Origin of the sequence: Aquimarina sp. BL5 (assembly GCF_003443675.1) — a bacterium.
GTDB lineage: Bacteria > Bacteroidota > Bacteroidia > Flavobacteriales > Flavobacteriaceae > Aquimarina.
Genome location: NZ_CP031963.1, coordinates 236,144 through 252,017, shown reverse-complemented (window position 1 = coordinate 252,017; position 15,874 = coordinate 236,144). Strand labels below are relative to the sequence as shown.

Annotated in this window: 15 protein-coding genes; 6 read left to right on the top strand and 9 right to left on the bottom strand. The window is 33.9% G+C overall.

Translation table 11 applies throughout. The features are described from left to right. Positions 1–286 precede the first annotated feature (286 nt). The gene (locus tag D1818_RS01215; protein ID WP_118455593.1) at positions 287–1,738 is read right to left on the bottom strand and encodes a glycosyltransferase family 2 protein; all 1,452 of its coding nucleotides are present in this window, start codon (positions 1,736–1,738) and stop codon (positions 287–289) included. Between the two features lie 321 nt (positions 1,739–2,059). Here D1818_RS01215 and D1818_RS01210 point away from each other — a divergent pair, with 321 nt between their 5' ends. Then, positions 2,060–2,368, top strand: coding sequence for a hypothetical protein (locus D1818_RS01210; RefSeq protein ID WP_147406175.1), 309 nt, complete (start codon positions 2,060–2,062; stop codon positions 2,366–2,368). Between the two features lie 97 nt (positions 2,369–2,465). Then, entirely contained in the window at positions 2,466–2,762 is a 297-nt protein-coding gene (locus tag D1818_RS01205; RefSeq protein ID WP_118455588.1) for a hypothetical protein, read from the top strand. A gap of 103 nt (positions 2,763–2,865) precedes the next feature. Here D1818_RS01205 and D1818_RS01200 read toward each other — a convergent pair whose 3' ends face one another. After that, positions 2,866–3,507, bottom strand: coding sequence for an SDR family oxidoreductase (locus D1818_RS01200; protein ID WP_118455586.1), 642 nt, complete (start codon positions 3,505–3,507; stop codon positions 2,866–2,868). A 377-nt stretch (positions 3,508–3,884) separates the two neighbouring features. On the opposite strand from D1818_RS01200, the gene D1818_RS01195 reads away from it, so the two are divergent. Continuing rightward, on the top strand, positions 3,885–4,979 hold the full coding sequence (locus D1818_RS01195; RefSeq protein WP_118455584.1) for an adenylate/guanylate cyclase domain-containing protein: 1,095 nt from the start codon (positions 3,885–3,887) through the stop codon (positions 4,977–4,979). 158 nt (positions 4,980–5,137) lie between these two features. Next, the gene (locus D1818_RS01190) at positions 5,138–6,220 is read left to right on the top strand and encodes an adenylate/guanylate cyclase domain-containing protein (RefSeq protein ID WP_118455581.1); all 1,083 of its coding nucleotides are present in this window, start codon (positions 5,138–5,140) and stop codon (positions 6,218–6,220) included. A 442-nt stretch (positions 6,221–6,662) separates the two neighbouring features. Here the strand turns inward: D1818_RS01190 and D1818_RS01185 are convergent, their stop codons facing one another. The 6 genes from D1818_RS01185 to D1818_RS01160 form a co-directional block, all read right to left on the bottom strand. Beyond that, positions 6,663–7,775, bottom strand: coding sequence for a toxin-antitoxin system YwqK family antitoxin (locus tag D1818_RS01185; protein ID WP_118455579.1), 1,113 nt, complete (start codon positions 7,773–7,775; stop codon positions 6,663–6,665). Positions 7,776–7,927: 152 nt separating this feature from the next. Then, positions 7,928–8,182 carry a hypothetical protein gene (locus D1818_RS01180; RefSeq protein WP_118455577.1) on the bottom strand — a complete coding sequence of 85 codons (255 nt, stop codon included), beginning with the start codon at positions 8,180–8,182 and terminating at the stop codon, positions 7,928–7,930. Beyond that, positions 8,182–8,646 carry a hypothetical protein gene (locus D1818_RS01175; RefSeq protein WP_118455575.1) on the bottom strand — a complete coding sequence of 155 codons (465 nt, stop codon included), beginning with the start codon at positions 8,644–8,646 and terminating at the stop codon, positions 8,182–8,184. Before D1818_RS01175 ends, D1818_RS01180 begins: the two co-directional genes overlap by 1 nt. 113 nt (positions 8,647–8,759) lie before the next feature. Then, the gene (locus tag D1818_RS01170; protein ID WP_118455573.1) at positions 8,760–10,838 is read right to left on the bottom strand and encodes a WG repeat-containing protein; all 2,079 of its coding nucleotides are present in this window, start codon (positions 10,836–10,838) and stop codon (positions 8,760–8,762) included. A gap of 134 nt (positions 10,839–10,972) precedes the next feature. Continuing rightward, the gene (locus tag D1818_RS01165; protein WP_118455570.1) at positions 10,973–11,407 is read right to left on the bottom strand and encodes a hypothetical protein; all 435 of its coding nucleotides are present in this window, start codon (positions 11,405–11,407) and stop codon (positions 10,973–10,975) included. A 48-nt stretch (positions 11,408–11,455) separates the two neighbouring features. After that, positions 11,456–12,367 carry a YARHG domain-containing protein gene (locus tag D1818_RS01160; RefSeq protein WP_118455568.1) on the bottom strand — a complete coding sequence of 304 codons (912 nt, stop codon included), beginning with the start codon at positions 12,365–12,367 and terminating at the stop codon, positions 11,456–11,458. 1,372 nt (positions 12,368–13,739) lie between these two features. On the opposite strand from D1818_RS01160, the gene D1818_RS01155 reads away from it, so the two are divergent. Both D1818_RS01155 and D1818_RS01150 read left to right on the top strand, forming a co-directional pair. After that, complete coding sequence (locus D1818_RS01155) at positions 13,740–14,138, top strand: alkyl hydroperoxide reductase (RefSeq protein WP_233558572.1); 399 nt, start codon at positions 13,740–13,742, stop codon at positions 14,136–14,138. Further along, on the top strand, positions 14,129–14,500 hold the full coding sequence (locus tag D1818_RS01150) for a MauE/DoxX family redox-associated membrane protein (protein ID WP_118455566.1): 372 nt from the start codon (positions 14,129–14,131) through the stop codon (positions 14,498–14,500). Before D1818_RS01155 ends, D1818_RS01150 begins: the two co-directional genes overlap by 10 nt. Positions 14,501–14,605: 105 nt before the next feature. Here D1818_RS01150 and D1818_RS01145 read toward each other — a convergent pair whose 3' ends face one another. Next, a complete protein-coding gene (locus tag D1818_RS01145) occupies positions 14,606–15,865 on the bottom strand; it encodes a hypothetical protein (protein WP_118455564.1) in 1,260 nt (419 codons plus the stop codon). Positions 15,866–15,874: the final 9 nt, after the last annotated feature.

The window sequence follows — 15,874 nt, the reverse complement described above, 5'->3', positions numbered from 1 at the left end:
ACTACCCCTGAAAACAAGGATATTGTAAACCCTGAAAAAAAGAGACCATTATATATTACATAGCAAAACTCCTCCTATTTGGGGAAGGAGGAGCTTTAGGTAGGTTGATTATCTCGATTACGTTGATAAGCAAAAAATATAGTTGAGTTTGGTGTTACTATTTAAAATATCTCAGTAAGATAAGTATGCATATCTCCTCAGGGGCTGAAAATTTATTGGGGGGCAAACATTCAGCACCCTGACGTGGAAATAAACAGGTTGGTTAATCTTAAAATCATATGGGATACTATGATGATATCGAAACTACTTGTTGTTGTTCTTGTTCTTCTAATTCTTTTTTAGTTAGGTCACGTGTAAGCCAACCGCCTCTTCCTGCGGTTGCTATCGCATACGGAGTGATCCAGAATAACGTAAAAGCATAAAATATACTATACGGATATGCCCAAAGGGATTCTGACAAACTATGCTTCTTAGCATAGAAAAATGCTTGAATACTAGAGAACAATAAGATACTTACCAGCGTAGAACTGAAGAACAAAACTGGATATGTAAAAACTAAAAATAGCATTAATAAGGTAGCAGGATATGCCATTGTCATTTTTAACCATTGATTTAACAAAAGAATTCTTGTTCCAGTTTTAGATCCTTCTCTAAAATTACTAAAAGCAAATTTGCTCATCGCAAGATTCTCTCGAATGTTACTTCGTTCCCAACGGATGAACATTTTATATAAATTCTTATAACGTTCTGGACAATTAGTATATACGTATGCTTTTCGTTGGAATAATACTTTATATCCTTGTTTTAAGATCATATTAGTCATTGCACGGTCCTCTCCTATTTTAGAAACCTGCCCCATAAATGTTTGTGTAATCCAAGCTTCTCTACAGTTCATAACAGCTTCTCTACGATATGCAGATAAAGCCCCTGGAGTACATAGCACCGAACCTAATGCACTCTGTGCAGAACGAATGAATTCAAAACTAAAAGCAAAACTTACATTAAGCATTCTTGGAATCAATGCTTTATCACTATTTAATACACGCACATTACCCGCTACTGCTCCACACTCTTCATTAGTCACAAACGGAGAAGCCATAACACGTAGCGTATCTTTTTTTACGATAGAATCGCTATCCACTGTAATAAATACATCTCCCATACCAAGTTTAAAACCTCTGTACAGTGCATGTCTTTTTCCTTTATTCTCTGGCTGTTGATAGATAGAAACACGGTTACCTAATTCGCTTTTTGCTTTTTCCATCCATTGCCAAGTATCATCCTGACTACCATCATCAATAGAAATAATTTGTAATTTTTCAATCGGATAATCACTTTCTGCAAGACTATGAAGCGTTTTATATACTAATTCTCCTTCGTTATATGCTGGAACAATTACTGTACATAAAGGTAATTCTTGATCAGATACTGTGTCGATCGTTTTATAACGTAGATATAAATATAAAATATATGCTAGAAAACTAACTTTAATCAACAATAAGGAAAAACCTATTACCATCAAACTTATTCCCCAAACGGTATTCATCCTTGCTAAATGAATCTCTTCGAAATAGGGTTGTAAAAAATAAAATAATGATGCAGCACCGAACAACAATAAAAATGTTCCTAACAAAATAAAAGAAGAGGAAGCATTACCTATGCTATTCTTTAAACGATGACCAAACGCATTGTTAATTATTGGTGCTTCTGTAATCTCAAAAGATTTTGATATCTCCATAGTATGTTTTTAGTACTTCTCTGGATAACCAAAATTGATACCATTTACAAACACTATTGAATACCAAGGATTTAAGAATAATGCCAAAAAACAAAAGTGTAGATTTTTTACACAACTGTGTATTTTCACCTCACAATTTGGGTGGTTTTATGATTGTTTCGTTACAATCAATTAAGTAAAAAAACTTGAGAAGACACTATAGTGGGCCTCTTATAAATTTTTAAGAAAAAGTACTAAGCTATTCTTTAAGAGAAGTTAATATAAATCCATATTTATTTAAAATTTAGTTTCTTTAGGTTGCTGGGAAAAGAAAGTATGCCTATGAGTGATATATACAGAAAATGTCCTAATTGTGGAACACTAAATTTAAATAGTGATTATTGTAAAGAATGTGGGACCTTAATCAATACCGTCTTAAGAAGGAAACAGGAAAGAAAACAACGATTAGAAAAAAAAGCAATAGCGACTAAATCGCAAAGGCCAAACAAGATTACTTTATTTTTTGAACGCGTAAGGGAACATCCCAATGTATTCATAAGATATACCGCCCGATTTTTTTATTCTATTTGGATAGTGGTATTAGCTATAGGTTCATTTTTGGCATTTATTATAGGATATATCGCTGCATAAATTTAAGTATGATATGAAATTTCATTTTCCGCAAGTATACTGTTATTACTTTCCTGCGTTTTGTTTTATTGCAATCTGTATTTACAGTTTACAAAGAATGAATATTTTTTTACCTGAAATTATTCAAAATTATATGAATGATTTCTTATGCATTCCAATTATTTTATATATCTGCCAGACTGCTGTTCGAAAGTTAAGAAGTGATTCCCACATATTACTATCACTACCATTAATGTTAATAGTAACCTTGGGATATGCGATTTATTTTGAATGGTATTTGCCTCGAAATACGTATCGATATACGGCTGATTGGATGGATGTAGCTCTATATCTTATCGGTATGTACTTTTTTTATAAAATTGAACGTATAAAACTGTTAGATCAAAAAAATTAGTATACCACACTCAATGTTATTAGAAAACCCCATTAACTAATAACCGTTTATGGGGTTTGTTTTATTGGAACTACTGAGTATCGTTCCGTGGCTTTTTAAAAAATTACTGTACGCTTGGCATAGTATTTAGAGCTTCTTCAATACGTTGTTCTCCGTTCAAAATTTCAAACACCTCTCGATTAGCGATATCCGAATGCAAGCTCTGTACTAAAACTTTTGCAACATCACCTCTCGGAATAGCCCCTTCTTTATTCTCCAAACTTTTACTGATAGTAATTTTTCCGGTTGGAACCTCATTATTAAGAGTACCAGGTCTTACAATAGTAAAATCCAACCCACTGTTACCCAGATATTCATCAGCATCTTGTTTTGCCTGAAGATAGTCCTGCAGCTTATTTGATTGTTTTGGTTGATCAGCTCCAATAGAACTAAGCATCACAAACTTTTTTACTCTATGCTTTTTAGAAGCATCTATAATTTTCATAGCACCTTTCCGATCTACCAAATCCAAAGCCTTTCCCTTAGAACCGGCAGCAAAAACAACTTTGTCGATGCCATTCGTAACGTGGTTTATTTCTTCTGCTAAATCTCCAAGTACCGTTTTAATGCCCCGTTTCTCAAATTGAGACTGTTGTTCTTCCTTACGAACCATTGCAATAGGCTCGAAATTTTGATTATTATACAATTCATTAATGACTTTATTTCCTGTGGTGCCTGTTGCACCTACGACTAATATTTTTTCCATATTTTAATATAATCAGACTAGTGCCAAAATACAAGTAAAACAAACCTTTTAACTAGGGTTTAACGGGGAATATTAAATAAATACTACTGCGTTAAAAATAATATCGATTGGGATACTATTTCTCCTTTAAACTTTTTAAGTGAGCATGATGTAATAACTCAGAATACTTGTAATCAACTTCCTATTATTGCAGTTAAAATTGAAACTTCTTTATCCACAAAAGCTAATTCATAAGTACCCTCCTCTACTTCATATTAAATATTATAGTGTATTTTGAAAACAAGTCTTAATTTCTTAACATTTATGTTAAAAAGAAATAAATGTATATAAGAGTAGAATTATTAGATTTATTTAGAGGTATGTAAGCATACTTAACAATGAATCGAAATCTAAAACAATACATACGATTGTTATGGCAATCCATTCTTTTTTGGACCATAGTTATGGGATTATATTCCATATTCAGGTATTATGGAATTGATGAAGAAGAAGGTTTTACTGTAATCCCTGAATACAGCGGGAATACTGGAACACTTCGTGCGTTAATGGGATTTACCGGTATTGGTGCTATGCTAGGTTTTGTATATGCTAGTATTGACTTTCTTTTTGATAAAAACACCTCCAATAAATTATCGTTAGTATGGGATCTTGCCATTAGAACTTTACTGTATTTCATAACTACCATTCTTATTTTCACTATTGTTATGGATTTGTTTTCTGCAATCTATGATCTCAATCTGGATACAGATCGGGGTTGGTGGAAAGAAAACAAATCATTTTGGGCTACCATTTTATATATCGTTCTGGTTTCTTTTGTTTTTTCTTTTATAAAAATAGCTACCGAAAAATTTGGCAAAGGTGTTTTTATAAAAATGCTACTAGGTAAATATAAAAACCCGCAAGAAGAGAAGCGAATTTTTATGTTTTTGGATCTTAAAGATTCTACTACTATTGCCGAAAATTTGGGGCATTTTAAATACAGTCAATTCATACAAGATTGTTTTTATGATCTTAATAAGGTAGTACCTAAACACGATGCAGAAATATATCAATATGTAGGAGATGAAGCCGTACTAAGCTGGCCATATAAAAAAGGGTTGGCTAATAACAATTGTGTAGACTTGTTTTTTTCTTTTCAGCAAAAGAAACAAAGTAAGGCAGATTACTATCAGGAAAAGTACGGTGTTATTCCTGAGTTTAAAGCAGGGCTGCATGGTGGTGAACTCATGGTTACCGAAGTAGGTGTGATCAAAAAAGAAATAGCATATCACGGCGATGTGATTAATACATCGGCCCGTATTCAAGCAGAATGTAATACCCACAAGGTAAAACTCTTAATTTCCGAAAAACTATTAAAAGATCTACATATAAGTAAACATCTATCTTCTACTTTTTTAGGTAGTGTATTGCTAAAAGGGAAACAAAAAGAAGTAAATATTCATACTATAGAAAAAAAAGCTATCCTTACATAAATACCTGAAAAACAATTTTTTATACCACAACCTATCCTGTTAATTTACTTTTATGTAAGAAAAAAGTAGGGTCTATTACTGTGTATGTGTTTTAGGTACAGAAAATACGAGATCGTTATCGAGTAAGATTTATATCATCACGTAAAAATGTACCAGTTATGAATTATACATTAAAACAATACACACAGCTTCTTAGGCAGTCTGTACTTTTTTGGACCATTGCCATGGTATTATATTCAATATTTAGGTATTATGGAATTGAATCAGAAGAAGGTCTTGCAGTGATTAAAAAGTACAATGGAACATTAGGTGTACTATACTATTTTGTAAAATTAATCAACATCGGAATTTTAATCGGTGTACTATACGCTACTGTCGATTTTGTTTTTGATGTTATTACCAAAAATAGGATCTCTCTTATTTATAATATCATTATCAGAACGCTACTTCATTTTTTAGTGACATTTATTGTATTTACCTTGATTACTGATGTTTTTACGACCCTTACATACACACATTCTAATGTACATAGCGTTTGGTGTTGTTTCAATAAATCATTTTGGGCAGTAATTCTTTATATTGTCTTTGCCTCTTTTGTATTTTCTTTTATAAAGATAGCTAACGAAAAATTCGGAAAAGGAGTTTTTATTAATATCCTTTTAGGGAAATATAAAAATCCACAAGAAGAGAAACGAATCTTTATGTTCCTTGACCTTAAAGATTCTACAACAATCGCAGAAAAATTAGGTCATTTTAAATACAGTCAATTAATACAGGATTGTTTTTATGATCTTAATAAAGTAGTACCAAAACATAATGCAGAAATCTATCAATATGTAGGTGATGAAGTAGTACTAAGCTGGCCATATAAAAAAGGATTAGCTAATAATAATTGTGTAAATCTATTCTTTGCTTTTCAGCAAAGAAAACAGGCTAAGGCAGCATATTACCTAAAAAAATACGGAGTAGTTCCAGAATTCAAAGCAGGATTGCACGGTGGTAAATTGATGGTAACAGAAGTAGGTATTGTAAAAAAAGAAATAGCCTATCACGGAGATGTAATCAATACCTCTGCTCGCATACAAGGGCAGTGTAATACCTATAAAGTACCCTTATTGATCTCAGACAAACTAATACAAGACCTAAAAATCAGTGCTAATTTAACATGTCAGTTTTTAGGAAGTGTATTGCTAAAAGGAAAACAAGAAGAAGTAAATATTCATACAATCGCGAAGGTGTAAAAAGTAAGGATTCTGGGGAGAATCCGAGCAAGTCGAAGCATATCTAGGGCGTTATGCTTCGGCTACGCTCTGGGTTCGGTAATTTCACTATATGATCTCAAATTCAGGGTTCGAGAGCCTCACCCTTCGATTTGTCATTGGAGACTGTACTTCGACAGCTGACCGTCATAGGAGGAAGATCAATATAACACCTTACCCTTCGACTACCACTTCGACACCTGTCCGCCTATGGAGGAGGCTCAGTGTGACATCTCAGGGTTCGGTAATTTCACTATATGATCTCAAATTCAGGGTTCGAGAGCCTCACCCTTCGGTTTATTATTGGAGACTGAGGAACTCGAAGTCTTACCCTTCAGATTACAATAGCCGCCCTCGAGAACCTCAGGAATAACAAGTAAAACAATACTAAAAACCAGGTTTTCGGATATCATTATTTACATAATCAAGGTTTTATTCTAAATACCATTGGAATACTAAACCATACATCCATAGGCAGATTATGAATAATAGCAGGTTTTTGTTTTGGAATAGAAGCTATAAGATTTTTTGCCTGTATTTCTAAAGAATTATGTGTATCCGATCTATAATCGATATCACTAACATTACCGTCTTTTTTAATTTTGAACTTCACAAACACCTTTCCTTCTATTCCCCGTTGATACATTGTCTGTGGATAATTAAACTTACCTTTTACGTGTGCTTGAATTATTCTTTTTAATTTTTTCTTTTCTTCTATAACTCCGGTAAATACATCTTTCTTTCTAGTTTTTATCTCTTCACCTTTTTCATTATAAAACGTTGCTTTTTTTAACCTACCCTTTTCCGAATATAACTCCCGGCTAGCTATGCTACCATTTTTTCTATACCAAATCCATTCTCCGATTTCTTTACCTTCGGCATAGGTTCCTGCTCCCATCACGTTTCCATCACTTCTATACCGTGTGAATGCTCCATGTCGCTTCCCCTTTTCATAAAAAGAAATCGTTCTCAGAAAACCTTTTTTATCATATTCGGTAGCCTTACCATTCAATTTCCCTTCGATATAAGTACCTTCAAATTTAGGCGTACCATCATCATGATAACTTTTATTATGCCCATGTGATTTTCCATTTTTATAATGCCAGGTATATAGTTCTTTACCATTTGCATAATACACAGAAGCCCCTTCTTTTTTATCATCTACGTAACTTACTTTGCATTGCAACTGTCCTTTTTTATAATAAATCCACTCGCCTACTTTTTTATCATCTTTATATTCGCCTTCTTCTTTTATAAATATATCTTTCGTATACTCTTTATAAAAGCCATGTTTTTTCCCATTACCAAAACCTTCATAAGTTGCTTTTAACGACATGGGCTCATTAAAACGGTAATATTCTTTAAACTCATATGCACCTGATGCCAATTTAGTTTTGACCACCACGTAATTAGATAGCGTTGCATAGCCTGGACTTCGATTGTAACGCAGATACGTAGTATCTACAGATGGCTCCTTTTGAGCAATACAAGTTGTGACAATAATTAGAAAGAGTGAAAATATATAATAATTCTTCATCGGATATTAAAAAATTTAAGAGTTGTGCTAAACCACTGCTGCTTTATAAAGTTAATACTATTATAAGTAACATAATTGATTAAAATGTTACCCTATTATACGGTGTTTTTATATAGTTTTTTATCTTTTGAAAAGAATTGGTTGATAGGTAGTTAATGAATATCTCCGCTATCACTTCTTTTCCGATCTATATTCCATTGATACTCGCATTTTCTGCATTGATAGTATTTACGTTGGATACGTTGATGTGGATTAGAAAAATCAGTCCCCAAATCATCAGTTCTTAGATATTTTATAAAATAGAACTTCGCCTTACATCGTGGACATTGAAGCTTAAACAGAAAACGTATCAATATACCCACTAGTGCTAGTGTAAATAGTAGAAATGGCCAGTCAACGTTTCGCATTACTCAAACAAGGTTTTATTCTTAATCTTAGGTAATATATAGTCCATCAGAGCTAAGATCATTAATACAGTAGTAAGAATCCTATAATCTCGTGGAATGATATGGTATAATCTTAGGACTGCTCCTATATATAGTACAATTACCCAGGTCAACTTTAGATAATCTATTCGTTTTTTTATTGGCTTTTTAAGAAAATGTATCAAATAAGAAATAACAATACCGATACATCCACCAACCAGAATAGGATTACCATAAGGCCAATGCATAATCTTAAAAACTCCCCCTACCATCATCAATGCTAATAACCCCATCGCAATACGTGAATAGATGGTTTTAAAAAACGAACCATTTAATAGTAACAGAAACATCCCCGGCACTTCTATCAACCATAATCCCCAAGTTAGTAAAAAATCACTATTGGCAACTGTAGTGAATGAGGATAAAAACAAGCCAGTTACACTCATTAGGACTCCTAGGACAATTAGTATAGTGAGGGTTTGGTTACTAAGCACGTTATTTTAATTCTTCTTTACTAAATATTTATAAGATAAAAAATATTTCGATTCGGAAGGTTTTCTTATTTCGATTCTTTGTCTTTCACTAAATTACCATCAGCATCATAGGTTTCACCGTTATATAAATGATACTTTGCTTCGTTACTATCTAATGGAAGAGAAGCACTGCTGTATGTATCTGGTAATTTTTTGAAAACTTTGTTATTTTTATCGATTAATAATGCTTCTTTATTTTTTACGACATACGCATATCGCTCCTGAAAAGCGTTCGCTTCATTATACAGAAATGGAATCACCACTTTACCTGTGGTATCAATATAACCCCAAGATTTACTTTCTTTATCTTTTACAGCAGCTAAACCATTAGAAAAAGGCTTCACCTGCAAGTATTTCTTAGTATTAATAATCTTTGTTCCTTTTTTATTAATAAAACCTAGATAGTCATAATAGTGAACATTGTTTTTCTTATAGTTATATTTTACCAGTAGTAAGTCGTCTTTTCCAAAAAACTCACCATAATCGTTCCATTGACCTTTTTTGATACTCACACCTTTCAGTGAATAGATATCCTTTACGTCATACGAATTATCTTTTTCTTTGGAAACATAAATCATATCATCCTTTATACTGATGCTATTGAATATTTCTGGTAAGATTCTTCTTCCATTTTTATCATACAGTCCTTCCTTATTATTTAGATCCGTAATAAAAAAACCTTCTTGTGGCCTAATGTAATCATATTTCATAGGGATGACCATGCTACCCGTTTTTGCATTGATAACTCCTTCTGGTCCATTGGTTTCTCGTTCTATATTTACGAGCTTTTCTGAATAGATTTTAACTTCATCTAGCTCATAACTCACCCGCTCCAGCCTCTTAGTTTTGGTGTTTAGCCAATACAATTGATTGTAATCATTATTGTAGAGACCAGAATAATAATAATAATTCATCATTCGTAAGTTCTCATATTCAGGATGAATAGCCCATACTCCTGTTTCATCTACAAGTCCTTGCTTCCGTGTTTCTTTATCAATAGCCAGATAATATCCATTAGTAGCTTTTTGGCTGTGTTGTGCCCTTTTTAATATCAAAGATTTGTTTATTTTTTCAGAAACTCCTGTTTGTATGTAGACTTTCACCATTTTTACAGCTCCAGAAAATTGAAAAGTTTGAAGCCTTAGTTGATCATTTTCAGGCGCCTCCACAACATTTTGCAATAAAAAGTTGCGTAATAGCTCTTTGGAATCTATCTCATTATTTTCGATTTTATCAATTGTTGTTTTTATCGTACCATTAAAGCATTTTAGATAAGCTATCATTTCTTTAGTAGGTCGAGTACTGCCAGAACTACCAGATGATACTAAATAGTTGTTGCTTTCATGGATTCCTTCTACCGCCACTATTTTTTCATGCAAGGTATTTGGATACTGAAGGCTTACCGTATTCCCTGAGATAGTCGCTGCTACTATGGATCCGTCTGGTAGTTCAGTTTTGGTTTCTTTTTGTTCTAACATCACCTCTTTGATAATAGGATATGTATATGAAAACTCAGCCTCAATGCTATCCATAGGTTTTGAGGATGGTATCTGTGTTGCTAAAGACCTATAAGAGTCTTTCTGGAAAGAAGCTGTATCTTTTACCGTTGTTTTATTACTATAATAAATAGTATTCGTTTTAAGTATAGGCATGTTGTTATCATCTTCCCAATAATCTTTAATAAGTTTTACATCCAAATCATAACGGTCAAATGGAATTTGCAGATAAGAATCAGGATATTGAATTTCCTGCTGCAGGTACATCGTATTAAAAAAAGTATCTAATCTTTTTTCTATCGAATCTTTGGGCAATACCTGATAAAACGAATCACTAAATTTTGGTTCCTCATCACTCATTGCTTCTCCCGAGGTCAATGAAAACTCTATATTCGCTTCAGAAAAGTCAATTAAAGTTTCTATACTATTGTACTGATCTTCCAAAAAGGTTTTAGCTTCACCCAAGGTAATCTCCTTGATTGAAGTTAGTAATATATTATCTTCTTTAATCTTAGGGGTATTTTCATGACAGTTTTCGCTTTGATTTTGTTGGCCATTACAAGAAACTATAAGTAAAATACTAATAGATAAGACTATGTTTTTAATCATGCTTTCCTTTTTATAAAATCAAATGATGCTTGGATTCTTAAACATCAAAATTAATGGTTTTTAAAGGAATGAAGATGTATTAAGAGATGGTTTATTACAATTGTGAATATGTAATTGCTCCTTACTAAATATTTCTAATTCACTCTTCTTAATTCGAAACCACCATTTACTACTTCAAGAAGGTTATCAGTACCATAAGCTTCTTGATCTACCACAATCTCCCAATTCCCTTTATATTCTTTAAGATCTTCATCATAAAACCCTATATACTGAATATCGGGATGCTCATACTCTTTCTCCACTACTAACGTACCATGATCATCTCTATAATAAGAATATGGATATTTTAGAACAAAACTAATCATATCATTATCAAAAAAACCTTTTACCGAAGCTGGTTTATCAAATAACTCTTTGGATTCGGAATCTCTAGATATTCCAACAAAAGAACTATTATTCACATCGATCTCCATCATAAAATCTACTTCTCTATATTGATCTAACGTATTATACCCATCTAAATAGGTAAACTGTCCTTTCCATTTTTGTTTTTTATCAACTAATTCCACTTTTCATACACTTTTAAAAATCACACAAAAAATCTCTTGGATATATCTCTATCCAGCAAAATACCATTCTGCATTTACTTTTTGTTCAACCTTCATATCTTTCAATGCTCCATTTTCGAACTTGTATTGTCGTACATACTTATAAGGATATGCTGCCTCTTGATCCGTAAAACACCAGATTTCTATATATTCTGAATCGATGTACGTTACACTTTCTATTTGCTGAACCCGAGCTAATAATTCGAATGTTTTAAGGTCGTATATTTCTAAATCATGAGCACCAGAAAAAATATCATTTAAAACGAATATATACTTGTCACCTATTACTTTATCAATAGTTTTACCAATAGTAATCTGGTCAGGAACTTCTACCAATACACCAGAAGACTTATAAAACAAAAATTGTTTAATAACATCATTGGTAACTCCGATTGTTCCACAACAACCTATAATGTCAATGCGATAATCGGATTCTATCTGTATACTATACAACTCAGAACCTAATTGTCGTGTATCTATATAACGAGCTCTTTTATCAAGAATGCGATAAGCGCTATCTCCATTCATAACAAGTACTCCATTTTGTAAGGAAAATTGATGATCTAAAATAACATCGTAAGTTTTTTCTTTTCGTAAAATCTGTTCTCGTCTTTTCAATTCGTTAATAATCTTGTTTTCTCGATTTGTAAAACGATCAGATACATTATCATGGATACCTACTAGATCATAATGAAGTTCATAAAACTCTTTTAGCCCTTCATTCTTAAATTTATAGTGTTCTTTAGCAAAGAGGTAATTCCGTAACAACCATAGATCCTCAATAGATAAATACGGTGGAATATCTTCTACAGTTGCTATGGAATCCAGTACTTTATCGAACTCATATGGATTGATTTGGGCATAGGAAACACTCATCGTTACAAGCAAGAAAAAAAGTAATATATATACTTTATTTATCATAAATCTTTAACTACGTATCCTTTTTCTTATATTTTCTTTTAAATCTTTTAGTGGATCTAGGGTTTCTAGAACTTGCTCCCAAAAACACTAAAATCCCTATCAGTAAAGCTATTGGTATCATATGTAATAGTATATCTTTTAGTAAGTAACATAATTGATTAGAATGTTACCCTAATATACGGTGTTTTTGTGTAGTTTTTTGGTTTGGGGAGAATCTAGGGACTCACCTTTCAACTACGCTCATCCTTCGGCTACGCTCAGGGTTCGGGAATATCACTACCCGAGGGCTGTACTTCGGCAAGCTCAGCATCCACGTAGTCGAAGTCCGTAGTAATCAGGGTTCGAACATACGAGGGCTGAGGCTCTCGAAGCCCGGCAGCACTTCGACAAGCTCAGTGTGACAACTCTGCATTCACGGAGCCGAAGCCCGTAGTAATCTGGGTTCGAACATACGAGGGCTGAGGCTCTCGAAGCCCGACAAGCTCAGGGTTCGGTTGCGTCCGAAATCCATAGTCATAACCCTTCGAGAGCCTCAGGGTTCGGGAATATGATCATACGAGGGCTGTACTTCGGCAAGCTCAGCATCCACGGAGCCGAAGTCCGTAGTAATCAGGGTTCGAACATCCGAGGGCTGAGGCTCTCGAAGCCCGACAAGCTCAGTGTGAAAGCTCAGCAACCGCGGAGTCGAAGCTCGTAGTAATCAGGGTTCGAACATCCGAGGGCTGAGGCTCTCGAAGCCCGACAAGCTCAGTGTGAAAGCTCAGCAACCGCGGAGTCGAAGTCCGGTGACTTCGAGAGCCTCAGTCACCTGATATCATGATAAAAAATTAACATTTTTTGTTATTTTAGGGGTACTTAAGAAGTAGGTAGCTCCTATTTTTATTGTACCCTCCTCCTCCTTCTACTATAGGCAAGTCCTGTGTTAAACAGAAGTGACACTTCCTTCTGACACAAGAGTCACTTCTGTTTACACCTAGCCATGCTTCTGTTCGAAATACCCTTGCCTTTCATTAGAACTACCCCATACAATGCTTTGGGTTATTGGCACCTACTATGATAAGTACCCTAGGCGAACTACTTATCTTGATGTACCTACTTCTCTAAGTACCCACTCCCTGGTGATGGTAGTAGGTTTTGAGTATTTTTAGATGATTTTTGTTAATACGGAGTTAATTTGAAAAGCGCACACAATATATTACTTATTCATTAGTACAGTTAATAAAAAATTGGTGCTAACTATTTAATTACAACGTAAGAAAACCTGTTATTTTAGGTAAAATTTATAAATTGATTACCGTTTAACCAACAGGATTTTCTATACTTTCGATTTAATAAACAATATATCAATTCTGATCTAAATAGTTATATAGTTATGAATACAAAGCAAATGTCTATCATATTACGAGTAGCAGCCATCTATAATTTGATATGGGGTGCTTGGGTGGTATTGTTCCCTAACCATTTTTTTGAATTAGTAGGTATGGAACTTCCTCTGCATCCAATGATTTGGCAAGGAATGGGGATGGTTATTGGTGTTTATGGTTTGGGGTATTGGTGGGCTGCTCAAGATCCTACTACTCATTGGCCTATCGTTATGGTTGGGTTTTTAGGAAAAATCTTTGGACCACTGGGCTTCTTTATGAACTATGTGCAAGAAAAAGTACCTTTCGAATTTATCTACACGCTTATCACGAACGACTTTATTTGGTGGATTCCTTTCTTTTTAATTTTAAAAAAGGCATATCAAGAGAAAAAAATAAAATGGGTATAAAACAACTATTACTATACCTTTTATCAGCTTTCTTTTTGATTGCAGGGCTCAATCATTTTATACATCCTGCTTTCTACCTTCCATTGATTCCTAAGTATTTGATATATCCTGAGTATATCAATCATATAAGTGGAATAGCAGAAATACTTTTGAGTATTATGTTACTCTTTACTGCTACTCGAAAAACAGCTGCGTACCTAATTATACTCTTATTATTGGCTTTTATTCCTTCTCACATATATTTTATTGTAATAGGAAGTTGTGTAAAAGATGGGCTATGCGTACCCGAATGGGTAGCTTGGTGTAGGCTTATCTTGATTCATCCTATATTGATTTGGTGGGCTTGGTGTGTGAGAAAATAATCATATAAAAAACTAACTTACGCATATTAACACACCCTACCCCCTACTTCGTCAGGCTCAGCACAGGTCGCATGATTTGAATTACGTACTCATAATCAAACACATCTATTTAGTATTCTGGTGTTTCTCGCAAGCCTTTTCTTCACGGAGTTCTTCTGTACCAACTAGAATTCCATTTGCATAAAAAGTATTACCACGATCTAATGTAACGATAGTGTACGTAGATTGCGTTGTATCATTAGTTGTTATGGCGGTAATTTTAAGTGCTTTATCTACACCTAATAACATAGCCCCAACTTGCAATTTACTAATGGAATTATAGGTATAGTCTGCTTTAGTTTTTTGCGGATCATAAGATAGCCACGTTCCTGTAACGGACATCAACGGATGATCTTTAGTACACGTAATGGAGGTTCCATCCTCTAATGAAATTGTAATCAGATTGTCATGTACGGGATTGGCTACTTCTTTTATGATAGCAGCAAACTGTTGCTGCGTCTGTAGGTCATAAGACAGTATTTTATCACCCAATGCTAGTGACTCAATAGGTTTTTGTGTGTGATCTGCCATGGTAATCATGGTTCCTTTTGCAAAACAATGTACATCAATCCCATCAAAATAGATTTCTGAAATCACAGTATCCTCATATTTCTCTCCTGGATACACTTCTAGAATTTCGAATTTCATTTCCCATTGAGGAAGTTTTTTAGCTGCTATATAATCTATATTTCGATCTAAGAAGCCAATGGTATCCACTTTGAAATGTTGTGCAGCGCGCTGATCGGTAAGATTGAGTATCGCATACGGCGTTCCTTTTATGTACATTTTCAGCTTTTTTACCCGACTGTTATTTCGCCAAGCCTTTTCACTTTTTACATGTCCATTCACAACAACTATTTCTGTTATTCTAGGACTTGACTGAGGAAATCCATAGGTTATATATTCTCCAACTCCGTATCCAGCAACACCTTCTACCCAAACATTTTTATAATTGAGATCGTGTACGTTATCTGCTTTATAATTGATTGCTCCCTGCAAATCCAATGTAGAGGAAGCTGTCTTAGTAGTTGGACCACCTCCACAATACCAACTACATCCTTGTCCTTCTATATCCCAATAGTTTACCATCGTCTCATCTACGTTGTCTATTGCTTTTTTCTCTACAGCTGTTAAATCTTTATAATCAACCCCATTTTCCATCTTTTCCCAAATAGCTTCACATGCTTTTAGATTGCGATTAAATGCTGTCTCTCCTGCTACACTAAGATGACTAAGATCTTCTATAGTGGGCGTCAGTGTTTTGATGTCTTGGGCGATGAGTATCGGAGCTGTTATCAGGAATATATATGTGAGTAGTTTGTTCATTGTTTATTT

Coding starts and splice junctions, on each gene's coding strand:
- D1818_RS01215 (WP_118455593.1), bottom strand. CDS start 1,738: ATGGAGATATCAAAATCTTTTGAGATTACAGAAGCACCAATAATTAAC.
- D1818_RS01210 (WP_147406175.1), top strand. CDS start 2,060: ATGAGTGATATATACAGAAAATGTCCTAATTGTGGAACACTAAATTTA.
- D1818_RS01205 (WP_118455588.1), top strand. CDS start 2,466: ATGAATATTTTTTTACCTGAAATTATTCAAAATTATATGAATGATTTC.
- D1818_RS01200 (WP_118455586.1), bottom strand. CDS start 3,507: ATGGAAAAAATATTAGTCGTAGGTGCAACAGGCACCACAGGAAATAAA.
- D1818_RS01195 (WP_118455584.1), top strand. CDS start 3,885: ATGAATCGAAATCTAAAACAATACATACGATTGTTATGGCAATCCATT.
- D1818_RS01190 (WP_118455581.1), top strand. CDS start 5,138: ATGAATTATACATTAAAACAATACACACAGCTTCTTAGGCAGTCTGTA.
- D1818_RS01185 (WP_118455579.1), bottom strand. CDS start 7,775: ATGAAGAATTATTATATATTTTCACTCTTTCTAATTATTGTCACAACT.
- D1818_RS01180 (WP_118455577.1), bottom strand. CDS start 8,182: ATGCGAAACGTTGACTGGCCATTTCTACTATTTACACTAGCACTAGTG.
- D1818_RS01175 (WP_118455575.1), bottom strand. CDS start 8,646: ATGAGTGTAACTGGCTTGTTTTTATCCTCATTCACTACAGTTGCCAAT.
- D1818_RS01170 (WP_118455573.1), bottom strand. CDS start 10,838: ATGATTAAAAACATAGTCTTATCTATTAGTATTTTACTTATAGTTTCT.
- D1818_RS01160 (WP_118455568.1), bottom strand. CDS start 12,367: ATGATAAATAAAGTATATATATTACTTTTTTTCTTGCTTGTAACGATG.
- D1818_RS01155 (WP_233558572.1), top strand. CDS start 13,740: ATGAATACAAAGCAAATGTCTATCATATTACGAGTAGCAGCCATCTAT.
- D1818_RS01150 (WP_118455566.1), top strand. CDS start 14,129: ATGGGTATAAAACAACTATTACTATACCTTTTATCAGCTTTCTTTTTG.
- D1818_RS01145 (WP_118455564.1), bottom strand. CDS start 15,865: ATGAACAAACTACTCACATATATATTCCTGATAACAGCTCCGATACTC.